The following is a 25,689-nucleotide window of genomic DNA, read 5'->3' as shown; positions in this document are numbered from 1 at the left end:
CATATTGATATCAGAATGAGTGATGGTTAGTATCTGTTATGATCATTATACGTAAAACCAAGACTCCCTTACAATATGCCATATGAGTATTTCGCGCAAAGGGGATGTCATCATGCACAAGCTCAAGTATGCCTGTCTGATTATCGTGACAACGTTTTTGATGGGAATTGCATTTCCTGTTGGCAAGCTCGGCCTTTCGTATGCACCACCGTTCCTTTTGATGGGCATTCGTTTTGTGCTGGCAGGAGGATTGCTTGCCCTTCTCTGCTACAAAAGAAAGCAGCCCATGGGCAAAATGCAGTGGCTTCAGGCAGCCATCATCGGTCTGTTTCAGTCCGCTGGCGTGATGGGCTGCGCATTTTTCAGCATGCGCTGGATTACATCAAGCGAGTCCGCCATCCTAACCACCTCGAGTCCGTTGTTCGTGATCATCATGGGAACACTTGTCGCCGGAGCGGTTTACCGGGTACGCCAGTGGTTTGGTGTGGCAATCGGTTTCGTTGGCGTGGCGATTGCACTTGGATTTCATCTCGGTATGCAGCCAGGCACGTTCATTAGTCTCGCGGGTGCAGTCAGCTTTGCTTCGGCGACTCTTTTTATCAAACGGTGGTCTCCGAACTTTGACTTAAACGTGCTGGCTGCGTATCAAATGCTGGCTGGCGGAATCGCGTTGCTCCTCATGAGCTTTGTCACCGAACAACTTTTTTTTACGGTCACAGTCACATCTGTTGCAGTCGTGCTCTGGCTCGCGGTCATGTGCTCGATTGTCCAGTTTACACTCTGGTTTTATCTGCTTCACCGCGGCGATCCTGGGAAAACGAGCTCCTTTCTTTTTCTCGTGCCGCTTTTCGGGGTGTTCACCAGCTGGCTTTTACTCGGTGAGCGCGTGGAATGGTACGTCGGCGCGGGTGGTTTATTGGTCGGCATCGGTATTTTCTTGGTCAATTGGGAAGGGAATCGACTGGTCGCGGCGTCATCGAAAAAGATAGCGTAATCAAATTAAAATGGTCATGGAGTGATCGAATATGAGCTTGAAGAACCAAGTAGCGCTAGTTACAGGCGGTGGTACCGGAATCGGCAGGGCAACAAGCTTGATACTGGCCCAGCAGGGGGCACTCGTCGCTGTGAACTATTCCCGTTCTGAGGAAGAGGCGAAAGAGACTGTGCAGCTGATTAAAAAAGAAGGCGGCAAAGCGATTTGTGTAAAAGCCGACGTATCCAACGACAAGGAAGTAAGGCAAATGGTAGACACGATTGTAGAGCAGTTCGGAACAGTCAATTTGTTGGTAAACAACGCAAGTATCACGCGCCACATCCCAATGGATGACCTGGAAGCGCAGACGTCCGAAGTGTGGGATGAGCTTTACGATGTCAATGTCAAAGGAATGTTTTTTTGTGCGAGAGCGGTAGCACCTTATATGAAGAAAAAGAAACGCGGAGCTATCGTGAATGTGGGGAGCATCGCTGGTCTGACCGGAACAGGATCATCGCTTCCGTATGCCGTTTCCAAGGCTGCGGTGCATGGGCTGACAAAATCGCTCGCTCATGCTCTTGCCCCGGAAATTAGAGTTTGCAGCGTTGCCCCAGGGGCAGTCGCTACGAGATGGTGGGCAGGTCAGGAAGAGAGGATGAAGCAGCTGGCTGGTCATCTGTTACTGCAGAGGATCGCAACGCCAGAGGATATCGCCAAGCTGATTTGTGCCGTGTTGGAGCAAGAAGCGATGACAGGTCAAATCATCACAGCTGATTGCGGGCAGATGGGAAGTTAAATCAAAAAGCCGTCCTATAAAAAGGGCGGTTTTCTTCTGTTTAGACGGTGGAAATCGCACGAATTGGACCAAGAAAATCGGAAGAAAAAAATAGATAAACAAATATTCAGAATTTATTGACCGAAAATCATATATGATATATAGTATACGAAACGGATAAATCGAGGTGAAATCATTGGTTCAAGAAAATGAAGCAAACGTTTACACAACGAAATCAGATATCGTCCACAAGGTACTGAAACAAAAAATTATAGACGGCGAGCTGGCAATGGGTGAGAGCATCAACATCACGAAGATCGCAGCTGAGCTAAACATCTCCATCATTCCTGTGCGAGAAGGTCTCAAGCGATTGGAAACGGAAGGCTTGGTCGAGTTTTTCCCGCATAAAGGGGCACAAGTAAAGACGTTCAGTTCTACAAAAATAAAGGAAATTTACGATATTCGCGCTGTACTGGAGGGGTTGGCGGCAAGAGAAGCGATCGCCCATCTTGATCCCGATAAAATAGAGCAGCTGAAGGCAATGAACGAACAAATGAGACAATATGCGAACGAAGCAGATGACGAACGCTTTGGTCAAGCAAACAAAGATTTTCATCGATTCATGTATCAAAATGCTCAATATCCGACTCTCTTTGATATGATTTTCAATCTGTGGGAGGGGCATTGGACGAAGGCGATCTTTGCCTTTCACCCGGAGAGAATGCATGATGCTGTAGCCGAGCATGATGCGATTATTGAAGCAATCGAAGCAAAAGACGGAGTGAAAACAGAGCAATTGGTGAGAGCGCACAAATTGAAAACAGCAAAGTTGTTCGAAACGATCTCGAAGGAAACGAAGGGATAAAATGTCTCTTCATGTGAGCGGTTACATTCGCCAGTGGATAGCACTTCTCATTTTCGATGAGGGTCCTATTTTCACATAAATTAGAAAGGAAAGGGATGGAGAAGATCATGACGAGCAGCTGGAAAAACGAAAATTGGTGGGTTAGTCATTTCAATTTTAAGGAAGAGGTAACGAAGCAGTTTCATATCCCACACAAAGTGGAGCTTCATGACGCGACTCTGCGAGATGGGGAACAGACAGCGGGTGTTGTGCTAAAGCCGGAGGAGAAGGTGGAAATTGCCAGGAGACTAGGAGAGGCGGGAGTCCATCGGATCGAAGCGGGAATGCCTGCCGTTTCGGAGCAAGATCGAAAAGCGATTGCGGATATTAAAAAGCTGGGCTTGGACTCGAAAATCTTCGGCTTTGTCCGAGCAAAAGAAGAGGATATCCACATGTGTTTGGAGTGCGGAGTCGATGGGGTCATCATCGAATTGCCGATTGGCAAACCCAAATTGGATCTGCAATTCAACTGGTCCGTAGACCGCGTAATCGAATCTAGCATTACTGCCATAAAAAAAGCAAAAGAGCTGGGGCTGTATACCGTCTTTTTTCCTTACGATACGACGAGAGCAGACGAGGCAGATTTCGAAAAATTGTTAACAGAAGTTACGGCCGAAGCGTTGCCAGACTCCGTAGGTATTGTCGATACGATGGGCTGCATTTTGCCAGAAGCAACAGAATATATGGTGAAATTCGTGAAGGAGACGACGGGTGGGCTTCCGGTAGAGATCCATACACACAACGACTTTGGCTTAGCCGTTGCCAACTCGCTCAGAGCGGTAGCAGCAGGTGCAGAGGTTGTCCATTGTTGTGTGAATGGCATGGGCGAGCGCACAGGAAACGCCGCATTGGAAGAAGTGGCTGCTGGCATTCAAATGCTGTACGGCAAAGATATTGGGATAGATATTCCAAAATTAATGGGATTATCTGAGTTAGTTGAGCACTATACGAATTTCCCGCTCGCTGTAAACAAGCCCATTGTAGGCACTGCCAATTTCACCCGAGAATCGGGTATCGGGGCAGATACCCTGCTCAAGCATCCACTTGCCATGTTTGCGTTAAATCCCGGATATCTGGGACGACAAGCAAAATTGGTATTGGGTAAGAAGAGTGGAATGACATCAATCAATGTTCGTCTGCAAGAGCTGCAAGTGACACTCGACGAGGAAGCAAAGAAGCAGCTTCTCACAGATGTGAAAAACATGGGAATCGAGAAGAAAAGAATTTTAACAGACGAGGAATTTGTTCAGCTCGTTAAAAAATACCCGGTGTTACAGTGATTATTGGGTAGTGTCACGGGAGGATTGTCGATGATTGAATTTTCTTACAGTGAACCCGATAGCTTGGTAGAACTTCTTGAAATGCTAGAGGAAGGCGGAAATACGGCCGCACTCTTGGCTGGCGGCACAGACCTGGTGAATCATATACGCATCGGAAAACGTACTCCGAACAAAGTAATCAGTCTCAAAAGCGTTAGGGAGCTGAATCATGAGCTCACCTTTTGCCAGGATGGGATTACGATCGGAGCACTCACTACCCTCTCTGCCATTGAGAAACATAGCGTAGTGCGCGAGATGTTCCCTGCGCTTGCCGAGGCGGTCAACAAAATTGGTTCCACGCAGATCCGAAACAAAGGGACCCTGGTTGGTAATCTGTGCAACGCCTCTCCTGCAGCGGATGCGATTCCGGCTCTTCTGATTTACAATGCAGTGATCCATATTGTCAGCAAGAAAGACCGCAGAACCGTGCCTGTAGAAGCATTCATGAAAGGGCCGGGAAAAACTGATCTGCAACAGGGAGAGATAGTAGAAAGCATTTTCGTACCTACTCCTCCTGCGAATTCTGGTTCCTGCTACTTGAAATCGTCACGCAGAGATGGAGCAGACTTAACCATCGTAGGAGCTGCAGCATTAGTCGCTCTGTCTGGAGAGGTGAGAATCGGACTTGGGGCAGTAGCGCCAGTGCCATTTCGGGCGCATGCCGCTGAGAAAATGGCCAGGGATGAGCCAGTAAACCTAGATGCGGCTTTGGACGAAGCGGTAAAACAAGCGAATCCAATCTCTGATTTGCGTGCAAGCCGCGAATATCGCCTCGCGATGATCAAGACTTTCACACGCAAGGCTATCCATATCTGCCGAGAAAGAATTCAGAAATAAAACAAGATTTAAACTAATCGTCGGGAAGTGATGCAATGAGTACGGACCTCATAGAGATTCATTTTTCACTGAATGGGGAAAGAAAGACGATCGAGGTCAAGCCGTATCATACATTGGCACAAGTGCTGCGGGATCAGCTTGATTTAACTGGCACCAAATTGTGCTGCGAAGAAGGCGAGTGTGGGGCATGCACCGTTATTCTCAATGAAAAAGCAGTAACCTCCTGCATCGTATTGGCGCCTGAGATCAATGGCTGTGAGCTGAAAACCATCGAAGGGCTAGTGCAGGACGGTGAGCTGGATCCCGTGCAAGAGGCATTTATTGAAAAGGGAGCGGTTCAGTGCGGATATTGTATCCCGGGAATGATTATGTCAGCAAAAGCATTGCTCCAGGAAAATAATGACCCATGTGAAGCGGACATCCGGGAAGCATTGGCGGGAAATCTTTGCCGCTGTGCCGGATACTACCGGATTATTGATGCCGTGACGTCAGCTGGTAAACAGATCAGAGAAGCGAACGCTGCTAAATCGTAGACGAGGAAGGTGACGGTATGTCCTTTGAAATCATTGACTTGAGCTTACCGCTGGAAAACTACGCGAGTGAGCCGTATCCACCGAAAATTATCCATTTTGATCATGCAGCTGGTGCACGACGTCTTTCCGCACTTGCAAAAGTAGATCCTACAGATTTTCCGGATTCCATGGGGCTAGCAAATGAGATCGTCGAGGCGACCACCCATTCCGGTACACATGTGGATGCTCCGTGGCATTTCGGCCCTACGACTGAGGGAAAACCTGCGAAAACCATCGATCAGGTTCCGCTTGAGTGGTGCTATGGTCCGGGGGTAGTCATAGATGTCAGACACAAACAAGCAGGGGAAGAGATCACCGTCTCCGATCTTAAAACAGCGCTCGAAAAAATCTCCTACACGCTGAGAAAAGGGGATATCGTTCTCCTACATACGGGTACGGATAAACTTTGGGGCACATCGCGCTACGTCGATAGCCAGCCAGGGCTCGGTGAAGAAGGGACGGATTGGCTGGTCCAACAAGGAATCAAATGCATTGGCATTGATGCTTGGGGATTGGATCGATCCGTGAAATACATGGCAGAGGACATAAAAGCGGGGAAAGACAAAGGTCTGCTATGGCCAGCACATATGTATGGCAGAAAGCGCGAGTACATTCAAATTGAAAAACTGGCAAATTTGGATCACCTTCCTCGTCCCTACGGTTTTACGGTCTCTGCCCTGCCTGTAAAAATCGCGAATGCATCCGGTGCTTGGTGCAGGGCAGTTGCAATCGTAAATGAAGAGTAGCTCTCAATACTATGAAGAAAGGAATCGGGGTGAAATCATGGAGTTTGACGTTGTCGGAAAGGACATAAAACGCACCGATGCATTAAAAAAGGTAACCGGCACTTTGGATTATGTGATTGACCAGAAGATGCAGGGAATGCTGTACGGAAAATTGCTTCGCTCCGAACATGCCCATGCCAAAATCGTGAATGTGGACGCTTCAGCAGCGAAGGAGATCCCCGGCGTGTATGACGTCATCACTTCGACTGATTTACCGCAGCCTGTTCCGCGCTTTGGACCGATCAAACAGGATCAGCCATTGCTTGCGGATAGAGTGGTGAACTACCATGGGGAGCCGGTCGCGGTAGTGCTAGCAGACAGTGAAGAGGCGGCACAGAAAGCTCTCAAAAAAATCAAGGTAGAATACGAAAAGCTGCCCTCTGTCAGTAAATTAGATGATGCTTTGCGAGCGGATGCACCGATCGTAAACCCAGATAGTATCGGTATGTATGAAGAGCTTGGCTCTAACATCTGTGGAAACTGGAAATTTGGGTGGGGGGATGTCGAAGCGAAAAATCGCGCGTCCTCCTTCATGCTGCAAAATGTGTATGAGTTCCCGATGATTCACCACTTTCCGATTGAACCTTTCTCCTGCATTTGTTACCCCGAGAATGGCGGAGTGGCGATCCGAAGTCCGATCCAGCATCCTTTCATTTTGCGTCGTGTCGTAGCGAAGGCTTTACACATGGAGCTTTCCCAAGTTCGCGTGATCGGAAACGCAATCGGAGGAGGCTTCGGGGGCAAAGGCTATCCGAAGATTGAGCCACTTACCGCCTATCTTGCTCTGCATACTGGCAAGCCGGTAAAAATCGTCTTGTCATTAGAGGAAGGTTTTTTCTCGGCACGACGTTCTTCCTCCAGGGTGACGATGAACACAGGCTTTGATCTCGAAGGCAAAATTCAATTTCAGGATGTGAAGGTTGAATTCCTGGTCGGAGCTTATGCGGATACCGCGCCGCGGGTTGCTTCCAAATCAAGCTATCTCGGATGTGGGCCATACGTGACGCCGAATGCTCGTATCGATTGTCGTGCCGTTTACTCGCATACAGTACCGAGTACAGCCTTTCGAGGGTTTGGAATGCCGCAGATTGTTTGGGCGGTAGAATCTCAGATGAACGAGGCAAGCAAGGTATTGGGTATTGACCCGCTCGAGATTCGATTGCGAAATCTGCCTAAAAAAGGGGAGATCTTGGTACCCGGCGACAGACCGGTTGATGGAGATTGGGAACAAGGACTGCGTAAAGCTGCCGAGACGATTGGGTGGGGCACAGAGAAACCGGATGGCATCGGCCGCGGGATCGCCATCGGAATTAAAAATCCGATTCCCGCTTCTTTATCCAAATCTATCGTAAAGCTGCACGCGGATGGGAGTGTTACGGTCTCAGTCGGTACTTCAGAAATGGGGCAGGGAGCACGTACAACGATGGGACAGATCGCAGCGGAATCAATAGGGGTACCGATGGAACGAGTCTCACTCATTATGGCTGATACTGGTGCTGTACCTTTTGATACGGCAACAGCTGGCAGTCGTTCTACCGTGGCTATGGGAAATGCAGTCGTCTCTGCTTGTCATGACATAAAAGAACAGCTGACAGAGATGGCGCACGAACTCTTCGCAGACGGTTCCCAAGAGGAGGTGGTCATTTCTAGGGGAACGATAGAGGCTTACGGAAAATCCCTTTCCTATGCAGACATCCTCGCAGAATACTTTGGCCCAAATATGGGTGAGGTTGTGGGAAACGGGACCTACAAAGGAAGTAAAATTGAAGGCCATCCAGTAGGCGGGAAGGCAGATTTCTGGGAAATTGTATTCACTGCCGCTGAGGTGAGCGTAGACACAGAAAGCGGTAAGGTCTACACGAACAAGCTCGTGAACGTAAGTGATGTAGGGTGCATCATTAATCCGTTGCAGGCGGAAGCACAGGAAGAAGGCGCAGCCATCATGGGGATGGGCCACACGTTCATGGAGCAGATGGTTTATGACGATTCAGGCCGACTAGTTAATGGCGGTGCCCTCGATTATCGCGTGCCGACTATCATGGATATACCAGCAGAATTCATCAGCAAATTCATTGAAAATCGCGACGGTGCAGGTCCTTTTGGAGCGAAGGGGATTGGAGAGAGTGGAATCATTGCAATTGCTCCAGCTGTAGCCGCTGCAGTGAATGATACCCTCGGCATTCGATTTCGGCAGCTTCCATTATCGGCAGAAAATGTATGGAAAGAACTACATCGTGAATCGAAGTAAACGGTATGCACAAAAAAACACCCGACGAGAGCGCATACAGAAACACGTTCACTCTGGCCGAGGATTACGAATGTTTCTGAAATCGCTTTCAGTCGGGGGACAAAAGAAATCATCCTGAGACAGGGAAGACCCAATTTCAAGATATTCCCTGTAATCTTACCACTAAGCATGCTTGTAGTAAACGGATTGTGATGGCAGAGAATGGTGAATCGTTTAAAGAGTCCATTAACCAAAAGAGGTGAATAGAAATGGGTTTCGGTGCTGACACAAGTCTGAAACTGAATGCGACTTCCGTTTACACGCGGAATGAAACGCTTTTAGTGGTATTCTTTGCTTTCTTGGGTGCGCTATTTGATGGAATTGAACTTAATTTGATTTCATACCCGATGGTTTACATCTCCAAATCACTTGGAGTCACGACTGCTGATATGGTAACTGTGCTTACATGGCAAGGCTTGGCATCCTTGGTGGGCGGATTCTTATTCGGCTGGCTCGGTGATGTCATTGGTCGCCGCTGGTCGTATGCTCTCTGCGTTCTCATTTACGGGGTAGGTGCTATATTAGCGGCTTTCATCCATAGCTATGACGTTTTCCTGATCACCCGAATTTTTGCTGGGATCGGCATTGGCGGTCAATTTGGTTTGGTCTTCACCATGTTTACAGAGTGCTGGAAAACAGAGAAACGTGGAACCATGGGTGGACTTATCCAATCAATGTTTGTTGTTGGCCAAATTGTAACCGTTATCGTCACTTACTTTTGTCTTCAAGCATTTGGTGCGGATGAAGGCTGGCGCGATGCCTTTCTCATCCTGGGTGTGCTGAGTGTCATTGTCGGAGTTGCTTCGATTTTCTACCTGCCGGAATCCAAGCTGTGGCTGGAGTATCGGGAGAAGCTGCGCGCAGGAACACTGCCCGTAGAATTAAAACGCACAGGTGTTCCTTTGGTCGACATTTTCAAAAACGGCCTGGCATATGGCACAACCATGTTCATGATCGTTTCAACGGCTGTGTTCATCATTTCCTACCAAACCATAACGTATCAATCTACCTTCTTGCTGAAAGAAGCAGGAGTCCCACTCAATCTCACCAGCGTAATCGTATTGATCGCTTTGTTCATCACAGGGATCGCTTACGTAATCGTTGGCTACATCTCGGATAAGTTAAATCGGAAATGGGCGTTTTTCTGGGGAGCAGTTGTGGGTCTGATTGGCTTTGGTTCCTTCCTGATTCTCGCTTTAACGGGAAACATTACAATCGGAGAAAATTTCTTGTCTTCTCCCATGTTCTGGAGCCTGATGATTTGTAATGCAGGCTACGCTGGATTCGCAGTGCTAGGCGTATGGATGTCTGAATTCTTCCCCACTAGACTTCGCGCAACGGGAAATAACGTTTGCTACTACGTGGGTCGTGGCCTAGGTGCTGGGTTGTTCCCGCTGATTGCTATCAAGATCGCCGGGTCTGTTACGATGGCCTTGGCACTTGGGATTATCGGCGCCATCGCGGCTGTCGTCTTTGCCCTATTTGCTGCTGATAGGACAGGTAGAGAAATCAACGCGATTGAGTAGATAGAGAAACGAAAGAGAACGAGGAGCATGATGATCCAAGACATGCTCCTCTCGATTCTATTTCTTTGTAAGAGGGTGGATACATATGCGCGTCATGATTAAAAGAGTGACAGACGGAAAAATTACCCTGCAGGAAACATCAAAAATGGCGATTATTACTATGAATCGTCCTGCCTCACGCAATGCACTTACTTCAGACATGTGGCTGGAATTGGCGCGTCTGGTAAAGAGCGTCGAGTCTAACCCCAAAAACAAGGTTGTCATTTTAAAGGGGGCACGTGGACAATTTTCTGCTGGCTCAGACATCAGGGAATTCACCCAAATGACGGCTGACGAAGCGAATGCAGCATTTGAAAAAATGGAGGATGCTATGGCAGCGATTGAAAACATCTCCTTGCCTGTCATCGGTGTCATCGATGGGCCGGCCATGGGTGCTGGTTTTATCCTGTCGCTCGCATGCGATATTCGTATCGGTACCAGAAATACCAAAATGGGAATACCGGTTGGTAGACTTGGCATTACATTGGGGCCATCCTTTGTTCAGCGTATTGTCAGACTGATTGGACCGAGTCGCACGAAAGAGTTGGTGTATACAGGAAAAATCTATGATTACCATGAAGCCAAACAACTAGGTTTAGTCAATGTATTCGTGGAAAATCGTGAAGAGCTTGAGCATACTTGCCTGAAAACGGCTGGAATCATGGCAGACCAGTCAATGGCCTCCCTGGCAGCGGTTAAGAAGGCAGTCCATTTATGCGAGCAGCAGACCCATGCTCCGTGGAAATATGTAGACCCTGTTGATTTTCATGAAGGCTGTCTCTCCTTTGTAGAAAAACGGAAGCCGCATTTTGGCTAACGAGCTCTTCCATGTTCGATCTAGACATCCTGTGGGAAAGTGGGGGAAGGGTCAGTGAAAGAATTTTATCGACTGCTAAAGGTAATGAAGGCGCATCCATATTCTCCTATGGCTATAGCAACAGTCATCCGTGTCGAAGGCTCTGCTTATCGGCATGAGGGGGCAAAAATGTTGTTTGTGGCGGAGGAACCATACGGAACAATTAGTGCGGGTTGCTTGGAAAATGATTTAGCCTATCGTGCCCAGGAAGTGATGGAATCCAAAGTGCCGCAAACCATCTCGTATGATTTACGAGCAGGTGACGCACTTTCTTGGGGCCAAAGTGCGGGATGCAATGGGAAAATTACCATCTATGTGGAACCGGTAGCCTGGAATTCTACATGGGAGCAGTTGGAGGGCTTACTGGACGCAGGTGAAAAAATTCTATACGCCAGGGGAATCGGGGAGAGGGCGATCACACCGTTTTACCTCGCTTCTCAGAATGGAAAATGGCTTACTTGCGGAAATGAACAGAGTCGCCCGGATATCCATGCTATCATTGAAAGTTTTATCGATACAAACAAGACTTTCGCATTAATCGATCAAGCAGAATGGAAGAGTACGATTTTACTAGAAATCTATGAACCGAAAGATAGATTGTATGTATTTGGCGCAGGGCCCGACGCAGAGCCATTGGTAGAATTGGCAGAGAAGATGGATTTTGCGACAACGGTGATCGATCCGCGAAGCAGCAGATGCTGTGACAAGTACTTCCCGAGTGCCCATCAGCTGATCGTGGAGCATCCGGAAACATTTTTGAAGGAAGGCAAGATCCCCGATCACAGCTATGCGTTGATTATGACCCACAATTTTGATCGAGACCGCACGATCCTGAACCATCTCATCAAGCAGCAGGTAAACTATTTAGGGGTTTTGGGGCCCAGAAGAAGAACGGAGAGATTGCTTGCACCCACAAGACTTCCAGATCGGGTCTACTCGCCGGTAGGAATGGATATTGGGGCGGAGGGGCCTGAAGAGATAAGCGTCAGCATCGTTGCCCAATTATTGAAAGTGAGAAATGAGGGTAAAGCGTTGTCCTACACCTCACTCCTATCATTTTGATCCCCTAATAAAAAGAAATGACCCTTAGGAGAGTCCTAAGGGTATTGCTATTTCCGATCGAAGCTTCCTTCTATTCAGCCAGCAGTTTCTCCTCTTGCTCATCCCACATGGCAAACAAGGATTGCAGCTCTGCTCCTGTGTAAGCTCCAACCACTCTCACATTTCGATGAACCAGCTGCACGCCAACCATCACCGAGACAAACTCATCATCTGCTCGCAGCAATGCTATCGTTTCTTTGTCTCCTGTGATCAGGACGAAGCCGTTGAGGTCGCTGCCATGAGGCTCAAGAACAACGACCTCGAAGCGATCGATTTTTCCTTCTTGCTGCAGTCGTATACAATATTGCATTGCGTTGTTAAGCGTGGCTTGCGCGGCTTTCTCGCGCCCCGCGATAATTTCACCCCAGCCAACCATTAGCGAACCTTTTGCCATATCAAACTGTCAACTCCTTATCATGGTAATATTATCCTAGGTAATAAGTATCGCATTGTCAATATATTCCGTATGTACCGACACAAATCTATCAATCTGACATGAGGCAGCGTAACGGGTTGTTCGACGACAAAAGCCCAGTGCAAAAAGCAGTGTGCTTGCGTTCGCTTGCGAGCACACTGCTTTTATTTGCCTTGTGAAAAAGGGAAAAGGGAAAGGGCCTAAACCTAAACCTTGCTTGCTAGCTTCGCCTTAAACTCCAAGCGCTTGCGGTGCAGGATGGGGTCCGTGTATCCGTTTGGCTGCTCGCATCCTTTGATAACGAGCTCTACTGCTGCCTGAAAGGCGACAGAGTCTTCGTAATCGTCGGCCATCGGTCTGTACGCAGGGTCTCCCGCATTTTGTTGATCTACGACTTTGGCCATGTTTTTCATCGTGGTGAGAACCTGCTCTTCACTGACCACGCCATGGCGTAGCCAGTTAGCGATATGTTGGCTGGAGATCCGCAGGGTAGCAAGGTCTTCCATCAGCCCGATGTTGTTGATGTCCGGTACTTTCGAGCAGCCTATGCCTTGTTCTACCCAGCGAACGACATAGCCGAGGATGCCCTGGACGTTGTTGTTCAATTCCTGCTGGATTTCCCCCTGCGTCCATTTTGGAGCGGTGGCCACTGGTATTTGCAGGATGTCATCTCGGTAATCGCGAATGGATTCTTTCAGCTTATTTTGCACCTCGTTTACATCGATTTGATGATAGTGCAGGGTGTGAAGGGTAGCAGCTGTTGGGGAAGGCACCCACGCGGTATTTCCACCCGCAAGCAGATGACTGCTTTTTTGCTTCAGCATTTCCTTCATCAAATCAGGCATCGCCCACATGCCTTTTCCGATTTGTGCACGGCCCTGCAGCCCGCAAACGAGTCCGATGCTTACATTGGACTGCTCGTAGCTTTGCAGCCAGTGTGTGAACTTCATTTCATTTTTACGGATCATCGGTCCAGCTTCCATGGAAGTGTGGATCTCGTCACCTGTCCGATCTAGGAACCCGGTATTGATAAATACGATCCGATTTCTCACTTGATAGAGGCAAGCTTTCAGGTTTAGCGAAGTGCGGCGCTCCTCATCCATGACCCCGATTTTCAACTGGTGGCGGGCAAGTCCCAGCAAGTCTTCCACCCGGTTAAACAGTTCGTTGGCAAAAGCGACTTCTTCCGATCCGTGCATTTTCGGCTTGACGATGTAAACAGAGCCTTTGGCGGAGTTGACGAAGCGACCGTTGCGCAGCAGATCGTGCTTGGCGATCAGACTGGTTATGACTGCATCCATGATTCCCTCCGGCACTTCCTGTCCTGCTTTATCCAGAATGGCTCCGTTGGTCATCAGGTGACCGACGTTTCGAACGAGGAGAAGAGAGCGCCCCGGTAGGGTAAGCGTTTCTCCTGTAGGGGAAATGTACGAGCGGTCGGGCTGCAAGGTTCGGGTTATCGTCTTTTCGCCCTTTTGAAAAGCAGCCGACAAATCACCTTTCATCAAGCCCAGCCAGTTGCGGTACACGAGCACTTTGTCTTCTGCATCAACAGCTGCGACAGAGTCCTCGCAGTCCGTGATCGTGGTCAGAGCAGATTCCATCAGGATGTCTTTCACTCCCGCGGCGTCCGTTTTTCCGATCGGATGGGTGCGGTCGATCTGGATTTCATAGTGAAGCCCATGATGCTTCAGCAGGACCGTGGAAGGATTCGCAGCATCCCCTGTATAACCTGCCAATTGAGAAGCATCGGTCAGCGTCGTCGTTTGCCCGTTGCGAAGCTCGACGATAAGTCTCCCAGCGGAGATGGAATACTGGATCGCTTCTGTATGGGATGCGGATGGCAAAGGCGCGGTCTGATCGAGGAACTGCTTGGCAAAGGCGATGACTCTTTCTCCCCGCACCGGATTGTAGGAGCTGCCAAGTTCGGCACCGCCAGCTTCCTCGATCGCATCGGTTCCGTACAATGCGTCGTAGAGACTTCCCCACCGTGCGTTCGCGGCATTTATCGCATAGCGGGCGTTGTTTACAGGAACGACGAGCTGCGGACCGGCCTGAAGCGTGATGGTGTCGTCAATTCCTTCCGTATCTATTTCGAAATTGGCTACGTCCGGTTCCAAATAGCCGATCCTTTCTAAAAACGCCTTGTACTTAGGGAATGAAAACGAGTCCTTGTGCTCCCTATGCCAGCTGTCGATTTGCTGCTGCAGGTGATCGCGCTTTGCAAGCAGCGCCTTGTTTTGGGGAGTCAAGTCGTGAATCAATTTGTCAAATCCGGACCAGAACTGTTCACGGGATACTCCAGTTCCTGGGAGTGCCTCGTTTTCGATGAATGCATGTAGAATGCGGGAAACGCGCAGGCTTCCGATCTCAACGTATTGCTCCATGTAGTCTCTCCTCCTTATTCTTCGGAAAACGTAAATCACTGTATTTGAGCACTCGCAATACCCACGCAGCTGACTTGTATGTATTGTACAATAAGGGGCATTATGGTAAAAATATATATTCAGAAAATTCTTTATGCAATTACGTTATAAAGGATGGGGTGACTTCCTGTGGACATTCGTCATCTGGCGTATTTTTCTGAAGTGGCCAAGCATTTGAGCTTTTCCAAAGCAGCAGCAGCCTTGTATGTCTCCCAGCCTTCGATCAGTAAAGCGATCAAGAATCTGGAAATGGATCTGGGTGTCCCGCTGTTTTATCGTTCGACGAAACAGCTCGAGCTGACGGACGCGGGCAAAGCAGTTTTGACAAACGCCCAAAACGTCCTGGAATCGTTTCAAAACCTCAAGTCGGAGCTAAACGATGTCATGGAAATCAAAAAGGGCGAGATTCGGATCGGGATTCCTCCCATCGTAGGAGCGGCCTTTTATTCCAAGCTCATCATCCAGTTCAAAGCCATGTATCCCGAGATTGATATTCGCCTGACCGAAGTGGGCACAAAAATGATCAAACAGGGAATCGAGGAAGGCTCGCTGGATGTTGGACTGGTCTGCAGTTATCCAAAGCGCAGCGACGGATTTGAGGCCATGAGATTATTGAAGGATCCACTAATGCTTGTGGTTCACCAGGAGAACAGACTCGCTGCTCAGCCAAATATCCGGATTTCGGAAACGGCAGGGGAACCGCTGATCCTGTATCGGAAAGACTTTTCGCTGCACGATCGGATATTAGAAGAGTACGCCAGACAAGGCTTTACTCCAAAAATTGTCTGTGAAAGCTCCCAAAAAGACTTTCTGATCGAACTGGTGGATGCAAAGCTGGGGATTACTTTTCTGCCGAGCAAAATCTGCAGAGAGCTGGTGCATACAGCAGTGGTAGCACGGCCGTTGGAGGATGCGGATATTTGTCTGGAGCTGGGGTTGATCTGGAAAAGTGAAAAATACGCGCCGTACTGCGTCCGCAAGTTTATTGAAATGACGCAGCAAATGATCCTGCATCCGGTACAAGCGGCAGAATAGGAAGAACTGATTGTGCATCAGGTGACAAAACAAAAAAAGAACGATACATGAAAGATATATCGCTGGCATATGTTTGGGATATGATCGTTCAACCCTAGGGGTGATTACCATTTTGGAGGATAAGCAAAAATCAAGAGCCGAAAGTGTCTATCAATATTTAAAACAAAAAATCATCTATGATGAACTTCCTCCAGGAACATTCCTCCGGGAAGGAGAATTGGCTGCTGAGCTTGAGGTCAGTAAAACACCGGTAAGAGAAGCGCTAAATGGATTGAAGTTTGAAGGATTGGTGGATGTAATCCCTTATAAAGGGTACATGGTATCGCAATTCTCGTTTCAGGAGCTAAAGGATTTGTTTGAACTCAGGATTATTCTCGAGAAGGCATGCGTGGAATTGGCGATTCAGAACATCACCAAAAGCCAGCTGGCACGGTTTAAGGAGCTGGCGCTTCGGGAATTCGATGTCGATTCCGTGGAGGCCAGGAAAGAATTTATGAAGGTCAACATCGGTTTTCATTCGTATCTGGGAGAGGTCAGTGGAAATAAGCAGCTGGCTGCTTTGCTTGAAATAACGATCCAGAAGCTGCAGCGCGGACTATTCCAGGCCTTAAAGGAATCCAGCCTAAAAACAATGGTAGAGGAACATTTGCAAATCGTGAAAGCCATTGAAGAGAAGGATGAAAGCTTGGCAAAAAGCATCGTGACCAAGCATGCGCGGGATTCTCACTTCAATATTCTCACGATCAACAGAATCCTTTCCTAACCAATCAGCCAGCATCGCTTTGTCTTGAACAATCCTGATCCACACGAGGTGAGGAAAGATTGGAAGCCTTGCAGAAATGTATCCATGCAGAGAGGATGATTGGGCGAATAGAAGCATTGGCCCAATGCAGCCAACCAGGACGAGGGGTGACCCGTCTTTCCTTTACGGAACAAAGCGAACAGGCCATCCAGCTTGTTGCCGGATGGATGGAGGAAGCGGGAATGAAGGTTCGACGGGATGCGGTCAATAATCTCATCGGACGATATGAGGGGATGGACCCGGATGCGCCAGTTCTTTTGATTGGCTCTCATCTGGACTCTGTTGCCGAAGCAGGAAAATATGATGGAATCCTCGGAGTGATTGCTGGGATAGAGGTAGTGCATGCCTTCAAAGAGAGCGGAACCATCACGAAAAACCCGATTGAAGTCATCAGTTTCTGTGATGAGGAAGGAACACGTTTTCATACCACGTTCCTGGGAAGCAGGGCGATTTCAGGTACTTTGAGGGAACCAGATTTAGAGGCGCAGGATCACGAGGGCGTAACTGTTGCGCAAGCCATGCGGGCAGTTGGATGCGACCCCGAGCAGTACAGGCGGGCAGCTCGAGATCCGCAAACGATCCTCGGTTATTTGGAATTGCATATTGAGCAAGGACCCATACTCGAGGAAATGGGTCAATCATGCGGAGTCGTAGCGGGAATAGCTGGACAGTCCCGTTATGAATTCAGGGTAGAAGGTCAAGCAGGTCATGCAGGAACCGTTCCGGTAAGGCTAAGAAGAGACGCATTGGCTGGAGCGGCCGAAATGATTCAAGCTGTCGAAAGGATTGCCCTGAAAAATGAATCCGTAGTGGCGACTGTAGGGAAGCTGGCGGTCCTGCCGGGGGCAAGTAATGTGATTCCGGGTATGGTCGAGGGGACGTTGGATATTCGCAGCCTCCAAGATGATGTCAAGCAAAGTGCTTTATTGGAATTAATCGAGGAATTTAGGCAAATAGCCCAGCGCCGTGGTTTGGCTTGTCACTTCCAGCGTGTGATGGATTCTCCGGCAGTAGCGTGCACAGAGGCTTTCATTCAGGCCATCGAAACGGTTATCGAGGAGCGAGGAATGAAGCCGCTGCGACTGGTGAGCGGAGCGGGTCATGACGCCATGGCGGTAGCAGCGTTCACGGATATCGGGATGATTTTTGTAAGGTGCAGAGAAGGGGTGAGTCATCATCCAGATGAATACGCTTCGCCCGAGGACATCCTGGAAGGCACAACCGTCCTCATGAATGCCGTGCTTCGCCTGACTATGTATTCCAGCTAGATTTACCTCACTGTTATTTTTCTGAATAATCAAATTACAACCACTTCAACTACCTATTGCTTCTCACTTCAAAAGGGAAAGGAAGTAACATCCATGCGCATTGGAATTGACGGAAGAAAAATACCGGAGTCAAAGCTGCGAGGTCCTGTAGGAACACTCGATCATGCCAAAAGCCTAGGGATGGAAGGAGTGTTTTTCCGCACCATTCTGGATGTGAGTCCGGCACTTGACAGAGCGGTAATCCGTGAGGTCCGCGAGCGCGCCGACGAGCTCGGACTCTATCTGGAAGCGGGCCTTAGCAAAGTCAATCCTTATGCACTTCCAGAAACGCCAGAAGTGAGACAAATCGGCGATGGGGATACGCTGCTCGGTTTCCGTAGAATGATGGAGGCCTGCGCAGAATTCGATATTCGGGAGCTGTGGATTTCCACGGCAGGCATAAAGCAGCAGTACAGAGGAAGATTCACGACCGACCGCTTCCGAACGGACGTTTCCTGGGAAGATCAGCTGGAGGCCACACGCCGCTTCCTGATGAAGCTAAGGCCTATTGCTTTAGACCTCGGGATTCATCTGAATCTTGAAACGCACGAGGAGATTACGACGTTTGAAATTCTTCGCTTGATCGAGGCGGTCGGTGATGATGTAGTCGGGATCGTCTTTGATACAGGGAACATCTTTATTCGCGGCGAGCATCCGACCTATGCGGCTAAGCGTATCGCCCCGTACGTGCGTCAAACCCATTTTAAGGACGCCTACGTGGAACTGATTGATGACGGAGCCTATTACCAGTCACGCTTTTGCGGATCAGGGCTGGTCGATTTTTCAGCGGTGCTACGTGAACTGAACAAATATCGCCCTGATCTCAATGTCACGATAGAATGTGATACGCCTCGATTGGGAGCGGTAAAAGGAGAGCCGCATTTCCTGGAGCTGTACAACCCGGAATGGATCGCGGGACATCCCGACCTATCACGAGAAGAATTTTCCGCTTATTTTGAGCTGGCTCGTGACTTTACAGAGCGCATCCGAAAAGGAACGGTCAAGTCCTGGCAGCAGCTGCATGCAGAGAGCTTTGAGTACCCCGAAGCCATCCAGTGTATCGAGTCGTCCAGACAGCATATTGAAAAGATTTGCCAGGAGCTTGGGATCACGAGGGGAGAAAAGGCCAATGCTTGAAAAGTTGCCTACGAGAGTTGGTATTTTCGCGAAGGATCTCTGCGGTGCATCCTTTGATGTACGAGATTCGATTCAGCAGGCACGCCAGCACGGGCTGAAAGGCTCATTCATTGGAACCGCTCTTAGTGCCAGCCCGACTTTGGATCAGTGGGAGCTGGAAGACATTCGTCAAATGGCACAGGAATCAGGAATCAAGCTTGGGCTCAGTATCGGAATGTTGAATCCCTACCGGCCGGAGCGTTCCTCAGACGCACGAAAAGCTGGGGATGGAGACATAGCCAAAGGCTTGCTAAAGCTGACTGAGGCAGCGCTTCAACTAGGTCAGCCGAATGTGATGCTGGTTGTCGGAAAAGAAGAAGACCGCTTTGATCCATCCATGGCGTGGCCCGCTCAACTGGCCGAGGTCTCCTCTTTCCTGAAACGGCTGGAGCCTGGCCTGCGTTCGCTAGGGGCACGCATACTGATCAAAACGCACGAGGAAATCACATCTTGGGAGGTTCGTCGACTCCTCGAAGTATTGGATCCCGATCTTTTCGGCGTTGCTTTCGATCCCGTGAACGTGATTGTACGCATGGAGGATCCGCTAGCAGCTGCCGACCGTCTCGCAGGTCTCATCAGGCAAGTCCACGTAGATGATGCACGCCTCTTATGGAGCGGTGGAGGCTTCGCGCGACTGCTTTGCCCAGTGGGTACGGGTTGTATCGACTGGTCGGGTCTGATCAGTAAAATTCATGCAAGTGATCCAGACGCCTGGTATTGGGGGGAGATTCACCGCGCTGAACTTTACACACCGTTCCGAAATGAAGGGTGGTTTGATAGTCATCCAGACATCGAGGTTTCGGAATTGGCGACGTGGCTCTCGAAAGGAATGCCGATGTCCGAGTCACCAATGTCCCTGGTGGGAGATATAGAGGAACGAATCTTAAAGGTCACTTCGTTTCTTACGCGAGAGCTTGTCTATGGATAATGTATCTTGGCAATTGATTGCTTCATTCATTTTAAGGGCATTAAAATACAGAATATTCGGAAAATAAATACAGAAAGGTGTGAGAATGGTGAAGAAAATTTCCGTTTTCTTGCTCGTCGTCTTTCTGATTGGCAGCGTGATTGCCAGTTGCTCAAGTGAAACGGCAAATGGCGGGTCTGGCGGCCCAAAAGATACCATGATCGTCGGGGTGCCGGATGCGCCAGTCTATATGGATCCTCAGATTCAGGCATCCGTTGCTTCGTATCGTGTGACGACACAGATTTTTGACAGGCTTGTAGCGCTTGACAGCAATATGAAACTGGTTCCTGCTCTAGCAGAATCATGGGAAGTAGAAAATGAAACGACTACCGTTTTCCACCTTCGCAAGGGTGTCAAGTTTCACAATGGGGAAGAAATGAAAGCGGCCGATGTGAAGTATAGCCTTGAACGAACCATTGCAAGTGCTGGCGTAAATTACAATTACCTCATTATCAGCGACATCGTGATTGTGGATGATTACACCGTTAAGATAGTAACTTCAAAGCCATTTAATGCGCTACTGTATAGGCTCACGCTGGATGCTGCAGCCATTCTAAGCAAAAAGGCAGCGACTAGCGGTCAGGATTTCAACGCGCATCCGGTTGGCGCAGGTCCATACAAGTTTGTATCCTGGGAGCTTGGCGGCGATGTCGTTCTGGAAGCGTTCCCCGATTATTACAGGGGAGAACCGAAAGTAAAGACTCTTATTTTCAGGCAGATTCCAGAAGCACTGAACAGATCGGTTGGTCTGGAAACGGGAGAAATCGACCTCGCCTATGATTTGGCTATCACCGATTTGGATAAAGTCAAGGGCAACAAAAACCTGGCATTGCAAGAGGTGACGAGCACGACGGAATGGTATCTCGGCTTCAATACCAAAAAGCCGTTCTTGGATGATGTTCGTGTAAGGCAAGCGATCGCGTACGCCCTTAACACAAAGGACATTATTGATATCGTTTTCAACGGAGTAGCCACACCTTCGCACAATACGATGATTCCGCCAGACGTATTTGGCTTTGCACCTGACACGATTACGTATGATTTCAATGTAGAAAAGGCGAAAAGCCTGCTTGCCGAAGCTGGACACCCGAATGGCTTTAAGACGACACTCTGGGTTCCGGATAGTCAGGTCCCAAGAGATGCTGCAGTCGTGATTCAGGGTCAGCTTAGTGCCATTGGCATTGATGTTGAAGTGAAAACCATGGAACAAGGAAAATACTATTCTGCTACGGGAAAAGGGGAGCACGATCTGTTCTTCATGTCGAAAACATCGATTGATCCAGATAGCATGCTCAGAGCCGTTTATCACACGCAAGCCTTTGGACTTTCAGGCAACCGTTCTTTCTGGGCAACGAAAGAAGTGGATGAAAAACTAGACAGAGCCAGTGTAACCACAGATTCTAACGAAGCGAAGCAGCTTTATGCAGAGGTACAAAAGATTGTAGCTGACCAACTTCCGCTGATCCCCATTGGAATTGAGCATTTAAATGCCGGCATGCAGTCAAATGTGAAGGGCTTTGGGCTTTACCCGGGGAAAACGCACTCCATCTACGGCACGTATTTTGAAAACTAGAGCTTGACCTTCGTATCATGCCGATCAATTTCGTCGGCATGATACGGAGAAACAGACTGTCTGGCAAAAGCCGATTTTTTGAGGAGAATCCATTCGAAATTTGGAGGTTGTCAGATGTACAAATTTATTCTGCGCAGGTTGGTTATGCTGGTGCCTGTTTTATTGGGGGTAAGCTTAATCGTATTTACCATCATGGACCTTACTCCTGGTGATCCCGTTGAAATGTATCTCGGTGATAACTACACAGCTGAGGCGCATGCTGCCATGACACAGGAGCTTGGTCTTGATCAGCCATTTTTTGTTCGGTACATCCACTACATCGGAAATGTCGTTCAAGGGGACTTTGGGATTTCGTATTCAACCAAGCAGCCTGTATCTGCTGAAATCGAAGCGAGGTTTCCAAGCACGCTCGTCCTGGCCTGCTCGGCGCTCATTTTTGCCATTGCTCTAGGGATTCCGTTGGGAACGATTTCCGCAGCCAAGCAATATTCCGCGATTGATTCCGTCTCGATGTTTGCCGCTTTAATTGGCGTATCCATGCCAAACTTCTGGTTAGGGCTCATGCTGATTCTCATACTCGCTGCCAATCTAGGGTGGTTTCCATCGGCAAACTTCGATGGCTTCAAGTCGTTAGTTCTTCCTGCCATTACCTTAAGTGCCAGCTCGCTAGCTATCATTACGCGAATGACGCGATCATCCATGCTGGAGACCATCAGGCAGGACTACATCCGAACCGCGCGAGCGAAGGGAGTCAAGGAGTTTACAGTCATTATCAAGCATGCGCTGCGCAATGCGATGATCCCCATTATTACGGTATCAGGATTGCAGTTTGGTTTTGCTATCGGCGGCGCTGTTCTGGTAGAAACGGTATTTTCGTGGCCGGGAATTGGCAGGCTGCTCGTGGAAACGATCAAATTAAAAGATACGCCTGTCGTGTTAGCGATTGTGCTTGTCATGGCCACCATGTTTACCATTATCAATCTGGTCACCGATATCCTGTACGCCTATTTTGATCCACGTATCCGAGCTCAGTACAAGATGAAGAAGGTGTAGAGATGAATACAACCACCATACCGAGGGAAAAGGAATCAGCCGAAATCATCGTGCGAAAGAAAAAGAAATCCCAGTGGGTTTCGATCTGGAAACGATTAAAAAAGAATAAAATGGCCATCGCAGGCTTAGTGATATTAGCGATTATCAGTCTTTTGGCTATTTTCGCAAATGTATTGTTTGATTATAACGCAGTCGCCATTCAGCAAAGTGCCGCATTACGCCTCAAACCACCATCACTCAGCCATTGGCTTGGGACCGATGAATTAGGCAGAGATATTCTTGCCAGAATTGTTCATGGAGCGCGAGTTTCTCTTCCTATCTCGTTTGCGACGATTCTTATTGCTGCAGTGGCTGGTGGTGTGCTGGGGGCAATAGCCGGTTACGGAAGTAAAGCAGTCGATAATACGATCATGCGGATCATGGATATTTTTCTGGCTATTCCTAGCATTTTGCTATCCATCGCGATCGTATCTGCGCTTGGACCCAGCATGACCAACCTGCTCATTGCCATTAGCATCTCGAACATCCCTCCATTTGCTAGAATCGTCAGGGCGTCTGTCATGGCTATTCGCAATGAAGAGTTTGTGGAAGCGGCGAGGGCGATTGGTGCCAGTGATTTCCGCATTATTTTTCGGCACATCATTCCTAATTCGATGGCGCCCGTAATCGTTCAGGCAACGTTGTGTATCGCAGGCTCGATCTTATCCATCGCGAGCTTGAGCTTCATCGGTCTTGGCATACAGCCTCCTGCTCCTGAATGGGGCGCCATGCTCAGCGGCGGACGGCAATATATCCGATATGCGTGGTGGGTTTGTGCTTTCCCCGGTGTAGCGATTATGTTAACCATTCTTTCTCTCAATCTCCTTGGGGATGGCTTGCGGGATGCATTGGACCCTAAGTTGAAGAATTAGGAGGCAGCTATGACGGGTGGAAAGCTACTGGAAATTAAGAATCTCACTGTCGAGTATAGGACGGATGACGAAATCGTTCATGCGGTGAATTCCCTGGATTTGAGCTTAGCTTCTGGGGAAAGTCTAGGTCTGGTCGGAGAGACGGGCGCCGGCAAAACAACAACAGCACTCAGCATTTTGCAGCTTGTAGCGAACCCCCCGGGCAAGATCACGAGCGGAGAGATTTACTATGAGGGAGAAGATCTGCTAAAAGCCAAAACGGATAGGCTGCGTCATATTCGCGGAAATAAAATATCGATGATTTTTCAAGATCCGATGACCAGTCTCAATCCTGTTTATTCCGTGGGTGACCAAATAGCGGAAGTGATTCATCTCCATGAATCATGCAGTAAAGCTGAGGCACAGCAAAAGGCGGCTGAAATGCTGGAAATGGTCGGGATCCCAAAAGATCGGTACGATGAATATCCCCATCAATTTTCAGGAGGAATGAAGCAGCGCGTGGTCATCGCCATGAGTATTGCCTGCTCGCCGAACCTCATCTTGGCGGATGAGCCAACGACTGCGCTGGATGTAACGATCCAAGCTCAAGTACTGGAATTGATGAATGATTTGAAAGTGAAATTCAATACATCACTGCTGCTCATCACGCATGACCTGGGTGTAGTTGCACAGGTGTGTGACAGGGTCGCCATCATGTATGCAGGGGAGATTGTGGAAACAGGGACGATCGAGGAGATTTTTGAACATCCCCATCACCCGTATACGATTGGTCTTTTTAAATCCATTCCTACTCTGGATGAGAAAGTCGATAAGCTAAAGCCGATAGCTGGGCAGATGCCAGACCCGACGAATTTGCCGTCTGGCTGTTCCTTCCATCCCCGCTGTCCGCACATGAATGAACTCTGTTCGAGCACCCAACCGGCGATGACGAACGTGGCAGGGACTCACTTTGTGAAATGCTTGATGCACGAGGGAAAGTTTGAGTCACCTGCGTTTCTAGAGGAGGCGGTCAAACATGGCAGATAACATTCTGGAGGTCAGGAACCTTAAAAAGCATTTCAAATCGAAAAACGGGACGCTGCATGCTGTCGATGATGTCTCTTTCAGTGTGAAGCGCGGGGAAACATTGGGACTAGTAGGAGAATCCGGCTGTGGAAAGTCAACAATCGGCCGTTTAATACTCGGGCTGCATCAGGCGACTAGCGGGGAAATCCTCTTCAACGGGCAAGACATTTGCAAGATGAATAAGGCACAAATTCATGATCTGCGCAAGGATCTTCAAATCATCTTTCAGGACCCGTTTTCCTCGCTGAATCCGAGAATGTCCATCGGTGAAATTATTGGAGAGCCGCTGTATATCCATAAAAAGATAAAGCATCGAGCTGATCTCGAAGCAGAAGTCAGACGCTTGATGGATGTGGTTGGATTGAGTGAAAGACTAGTGAATTCCTATCCGCACGAGCTTGATGGGGGCAGGCGACAGCGCGTAGGGATAGCAAGGGCATTGTCCTTGACTCCACAGTTCATCGTATGTGACGAGCCCGTATCATCGCTGGATGTGTCTATTCAAGCCCAGGTTCTGAATTTGCTGAAGGATTTGCAGGCGGAATACGGTCTGACCTATTTATTCATTACCCATGATCTGTCTGTCGTAAAGTACTTCTCCGATAAAATAGCGGTCATGTATCTGGGGCAGCTGGTAGAAATAGCCGAATCTGACGAGCTGTTTAAAAAAACGATCCATCCCTATTCACAGGCATTGCTTTCTGCCATCCCAGTACCCAACATCCGTCAGAAAATGCAGCGCGTAAAGCTGGTTGGAGAACTTACCAGTCCTATTGATCCCGAACCGGGCTGTCGGTTTACCAAGCGTTGTTTGTACAGTCAGGCAAAGTGTGTGGGGCAGGATCCAGCACTCCAGGATTTTGGAAACAGTCATTTCTGCGCATGCTGCAGAGCCGATGAGCTACTGCATGTAACGGTATAGCGCTTCCTTTTCGACATCAGGATTTTCGCAAAATGTACAGGGATGTTTCAGTCTGAATATTTG

The 25,689-nt window shown here is 48.8% G+C and carries 23 protein-coding genes; 21 read left to right on the top strand and 2 right to left on the bottom strand.

The genetic code is table 11. The annotated features are described in order from the left end of the window. Window positions 1-112 precede the first annotated feature (112 nt). The 11 genes from ACLIN2_RS15990 to ACLIN2_RS15940 all read left to right on the top strand — a co-directional run bounded on the left by ACLIN2_RS15990 (window position 113) and on the right by ACLIN2_RS15940 (window position 11,935). The gene (locus tag ACLIN2_RS15990; RefSeq protein ID WP_092276573.1) at window positions 113-994 is read left to right on the top strand and encodes a DMT family transporter; all 882 of its coding nucleotides are present in this window, start codon (window positions 113-115) and stop codon (window positions 992-994) included. Between the two features lie 31 nt (window positions 995-1,025). Beyond that, the gene (locus ACLIN2_RS15985) at window positions 1,026-1,769 is read left to right on the top strand and encodes an SDR family NAD(P)-dependent oxidoreductase (RefSeq protein ID WP_092276576.1); all 744 of its coding nucleotides are present in this window, start codon (window positions 1,026-1,028) and stop codon (window positions 1,767-1,769) included. 166 nt (window positions 1,770-1,935) lie between these two features. Then, window positions 1,936-2,613: a GntR family transcriptional regulator gene (locus ACLIN2_RS15980; RefSeq protein WP_400586346.1), complete on the top strand. Its 678-nt coding sequence runs from the start codon at window positions 1,936-1,938 to the stop codon at window positions 2,611-2,613. 107 nt (window positions 2,614-2,720) lie between these two features. Next, the gene (locus ACLIN2_RS15975; protein WP_092276709.1) at window positions 2,721-3,932 is read left to right on the top strand and encodes a LeuA family protein; all 1,212 of its coding nucleotides are present in this window, start codon (window positions 2,721-2,723) and stop codon (window positions 3,930-3,932) included. A 30-nt stretch (window positions 3,933-3,962) separates the two neighbouring features. Beyond that, window positions 3,963-4,808: an FAD binding domain-containing protein gene (locus ACLIN2_RS15970; protein WP_092276583.1), complete on the top strand. Its 846-nt coding sequence runs from the start codon at window positions 3,963-3,965 to the stop codon at window positions 4,806-4,808. 35 nt (window positions 4,809-4,843) lie between these two features. Continuing rightward, entirely contained in the window at window positions 4,844-5,341 is a 498-nt protein-coding gene (locus ACLIN2_RS15965) for a (2Fe-2S)-binding protein (protein WP_092276586.1), read from the top strand. A gap of 17 nt (window positions 5,342-5,358) precedes the next feature. Then, a complete protein-coding gene (locus ACLIN2_RS15960; RefSeq protein WP_411501536.1) occupies window positions 5,359-6,126 on the top strand; it encodes a cyclase family protein in 768 nt (255 codons plus the stop codon). 37 nt (window positions 6,127-6,163) lie between these two features. Further along, entirely contained in the window at window positions 6,164-8,413 is a 2,250-nt protein-coding gene (locus ACLIN2_RS15955; RefSeq protein WP_411501535.1) for a xanthine dehydrogenase family protein molybdopterin-binding subunit, read from the top strand. A 248-nt stretch (window positions 8,414-8,661) separates the two neighbouring features. Next, window positions 8,662-9,978 (top strand): MFS transporter, encoded by a 1,317-nt coding sequence (locus ACLIN2_RS15950; protein ID WP_092276595.1) that lies wholly within the window; start codon window positions 8,662-8,664, stop codon window positions 9,976-9,978. A gap of 85 nt (window positions 9,979-10,063) precedes the next feature. Continuing rightward, on the top strand, window positions 10,064-10,834 hold the full coding sequence (locus tag ACLIN2_RS15945) for an enoyl-CoA hydratase/isomerase family protein (RefSeq protein WP_400586354.1): 771 nt from the start codon (window positions 10,064-10,066) through the stop codon (window positions 10,832-10,834). Window positions 10,835-10,888: 54 nt separating this feature from the next. Then, window positions 10,889-11,935, top strand: a complete 1,047-nt coding sequence (locus ACLIN2_RS15940) for an XdhC family protein (RefSeq protein ID WP_411501534.1) — start codon at window positions 10,889-10,891, stop codon at window positions 11,933-11,935. A 70-nt stretch (window positions 11,936-12,005) separates the two neighbouring features. Here the strand turns inward: ACLIN2_RS15940 and ACLIN2_RS15935 are convergent, their stop codons facing one another. Next, window positions 12,006-12,368 (bottom strand): hypothetical protein, encoded by a 363-nt coding sequence (locus ACLIN2_RS15935; RefSeq protein WP_400586359.1) that lies wholly within the window; start codon window positions 12,366-12,368, stop codon window positions 12,006-12,008. Window positions 12,369-12,595: 227 nt separating this feature from the next. Continuing rightward, complete coding sequence (locus ACLIN2_RS15930) at window positions 12,596-14,776, bottom strand: malate synthase G (protein ID WP_411501533.1); 2,181 nt, start codon at window positions 14,774-14,776, stop codon at window positions 12,596-12,598. Between the two features lie 168 nt (window positions 14,777-14,944). On the opposite strand from ACLIN2_RS15930, the gene ACLIN2_RS15925 reads away from it, so the two are divergent. The 10 genes from ACLIN2_RS15925 (at window position 14,945) to ACLIN2_RS15880 (ending at window position 25,626) form a co-directional block, all read left to right on the top strand. Continuing rightward, the gene (locus tag ACLIN2_RS15925; protein ID WP_411501532.1) at window positions 14,945-15,850 is read left to right on the top strand and encodes a LysR family transcriptional regulator; all 906 of its coding nucleotides are present in this window, start codon (window positions 14,945-14,947) and stop codon (window positions 15,848-15,850) included. A gap of 112 nt (window positions 15,851-15,962) precedes the next feature. Then, window positions 15,963-16,613, top strand: a complete 651-nt coding sequence (locus ACLIN2_RS15920; protein ID WP_400586367.1) for a GntR family transcriptional regulator — start codon at window positions 15,963-15,965, stop codon at window positions 16,611-16,613. A gap of 59 nt (window positions 16,614-16,672) precedes the next feature. Continuing rightward, window positions 16,673-17,920: an allantoate amidohydrolase gene (locus ACLIN2_RS15915; RefSeq protein ID WP_400586370.1), complete on the top strand. Its 1,248-nt coding sequence runs from the start codon at window positions 16,673-16,675 to the stop codon at window positions 17,918-17,920. A 93-nt stretch (window positions 17,921-18,013) separates the two neighbouring features. Continuing rightward, entirely contained in the window at window positions 18,014-19,096 is a 1,083-nt protein-coding gene (locus ACLIN2_RS15910; RefSeq protein ID WP_400586373.1) for a sugar phosphate isomerase/epimerase family protein, read from the top strand. Then, window positions 19,089-20,063 (top strand): sugar phosphate isomerase/epimerase family protein, encoded by a 975-nt coding sequence (locus ACLIN2_RS15905; protein WP_411501531.1) that lies wholly within the window; start codon window positions 19,089-19,091, stop codon window positions 20,061-20,063. The genes ACLIN2_RS15910 and ACLIN2_RS15905 overlap by 8 nt, the downstream gene beginning before the upstream one ends. A gap of 88 nt (window positions 20,064-20,151) precedes the next feature. Further along, a complete protein-coding gene (locus tag ACLIN2_RS15900) occupies window positions 20,152-21,675 on the top strand; it encodes an ABC transporter substrate-binding protein (protein ID WP_411501530.1) in 1,524 nt (507 codons plus the stop codon). Window positions 21,676-21,789: 114 nt separating this feature from the next. Further along, window positions 21,790-22,728 carry a nickel ABC transporter permease gene (gene nikB, locus ACLIN2_RS15895; RefSeq protein ID WP_327929090.1) on the top strand — a complete coding sequence of 313 codons (939 nt, stop codon included), beginning with the start codon at window positions 21,790-21,792 and terminating at the stop codon, window positions 22,726-22,728. Window positions 22,729-22,730: 2 nt separating this feature from the next. Continuing rightward, window positions 22,731-23,639, top strand: coding sequence for an ABC transporter permease (locus ACLIN2_RS15890; RefSeq protein WP_328201488.1), 909 nt, complete (start codon window positions 22,731-22,733; stop codon window positions 23,637-23,639). Between the two features lie 9 nt (window positions 23,640-23,648). After that, a complete protein-coding gene (locus ACLIN2_RS15885) occupies window positions 23,649-24,665 on the top strand; it encodes an ABC transporter ATP-binding protein (protein ID WP_411501529.1) in 1,017 nt (338 codons plus the stop codon). After that, the gene (locus tag ACLIN2_RS15880; RefSeq protein WP_411501528.1) at window positions 24,655-25,626 is read left to right on the top strand and encodes an ABC transporter ATP-binding protein; all 972 of its coding nucleotides are present in this window, start codon (window positions 24,655-24,657) and stop codon (window positions 25,624-25,626) included. Before ACLIN2_RS15885 ends, ACLIN2_RS15880 begins: the two co-directional genes overlap by 11 nt. The last annotated feature ends 63 nt before the right edge of the window (window positions 25,627-25,689 follow it).

The organism is Brevibacillus centrosporus (assembly GCF_046622605.1).
Classification (GTDB): domain Bacteria; phylum Bacillota; class Bacilli; order Brevibacillales; family Brevibacillaceae; genus Brevibacillus; species Brevibacillus centrosporus.
This window is presented reverse-complemented; position numbering and strand designations above follow the sequence as displayed.

Coding starts and splice junctions, on each gene's coding strand:
- ACLIN2_RS15985 (WP_092276576.1), top strand. CDS start 1,026: ATGAGCTTGAAGAACCAAGTAGCGCTAGTTACAGGCGGTGGTACCGGA.
- ACLIN2_RS15935 (WP_400586359.1), bottom strand. CDS start 12,368: ATGGCAAAAGGTTCGCTAATGGTTGGCTGGGGTGAAATTATCGCGGGG.
- ACLIN2_RS15885 (WP_411501529.1), top strand. CDS start 23,649: ATGACGGGTGGAAAGCTACTGGAAATTAAGAATCTCACTGTCGAGTAT.
- ACLIN2_RS15930 (WP_411501533.1), bottom strand. CDS start 14,776: ATGGAGCAATACGTTGAGATCGGAAGCCTGCGCGTTTCCCGCATTCTA.
- ACLIN2_RS15990 (WP_092276573.1), top strand. CDS start 113: ATGCACAAGCTCAAGTATGCCTGTCTGATTATCGTGACAACGTTTTTG.
- ACLIN2_RS15945 (WP_400586354.1), top strand. CDS start 10,064: ATGCGCGTCATGATTAAAAGAGTGACAGACGGAAAAATTACCCTGCAG.
- ACLIN2_RS15965 (WP_092276586.1), top strand. CDS start 4,844: ATGAGTACGGACCTCATAGAGATTCATTTTTCACTGAATGGGGAAAGA.
- ACLIN2_RS15890 (WP_328201488.1), top strand. CDS start 22,731: ATGAATACAACCACCATACCGAGGGAAAAGGAATCAGCCGAAATCATC.
- ACLIN2_RS15960 (WP_411501536.1), top strand. CDS start 5,359: ATGTCCTTTGAAATCATTGACTTGAGCTTACCGCTGGAAAACTACGCG.
- ACLIN2_RS15910 (WP_400586373.1), top strand. CDS start 18,014: ATGCGCATTGGAATTGACGGAAGAAAAATACCGGAGTCAAAGCTGCGA.
- ACLIN2_RS15905 (WP_411501531.1), top strand. CDS start 19,089: ATGCTTGAAAAGTTGCCTACGAGAGTTGGTATTTTCGCGAAGGATCTC.
- ACLIN2_RS15950 (WP_092276595.1), top strand. CDS start 8,662: ATGGGTTTCGGTGCTGACACAAGTCTGAAACTGAATGCGACTTCCGTT.
- ACLIN2_RS15880 (WP_411501528.1), top strand. CDS start 24,655: ATGGCAGATAACATTCTGGAGGTCAGGAACCTTAAAAAGCATTTCAAA.
- ACLIN2_RS15955 (WP_411501535.1), top strand. CDS start 6,164: ATGGAGTTTGACGTTGTCGGAAAGGACATAAAACGCACCGATGCATTA.
- ACLIN2_RS15975 (WP_092276709.1), top strand. CDS start 2,721: ATGACGAGCAGCTGGAAAAACGAAAATTGGTGGGTTAGTCATTTCAAT.
- ACLIN2_RS15970 (WP_092276583.1), top strand. CDS start 3,963: ATGATTGAATTTTCTTACAGTGAACCCGATAGCTTGGTAGAACTTCTT.
- nikB (WP_327929090.1), top strand. CDS start 21,790: ATGTACAAATTTATTCTGCGCAGGTTGGTTATGCTGGTGCCTGTTTTA.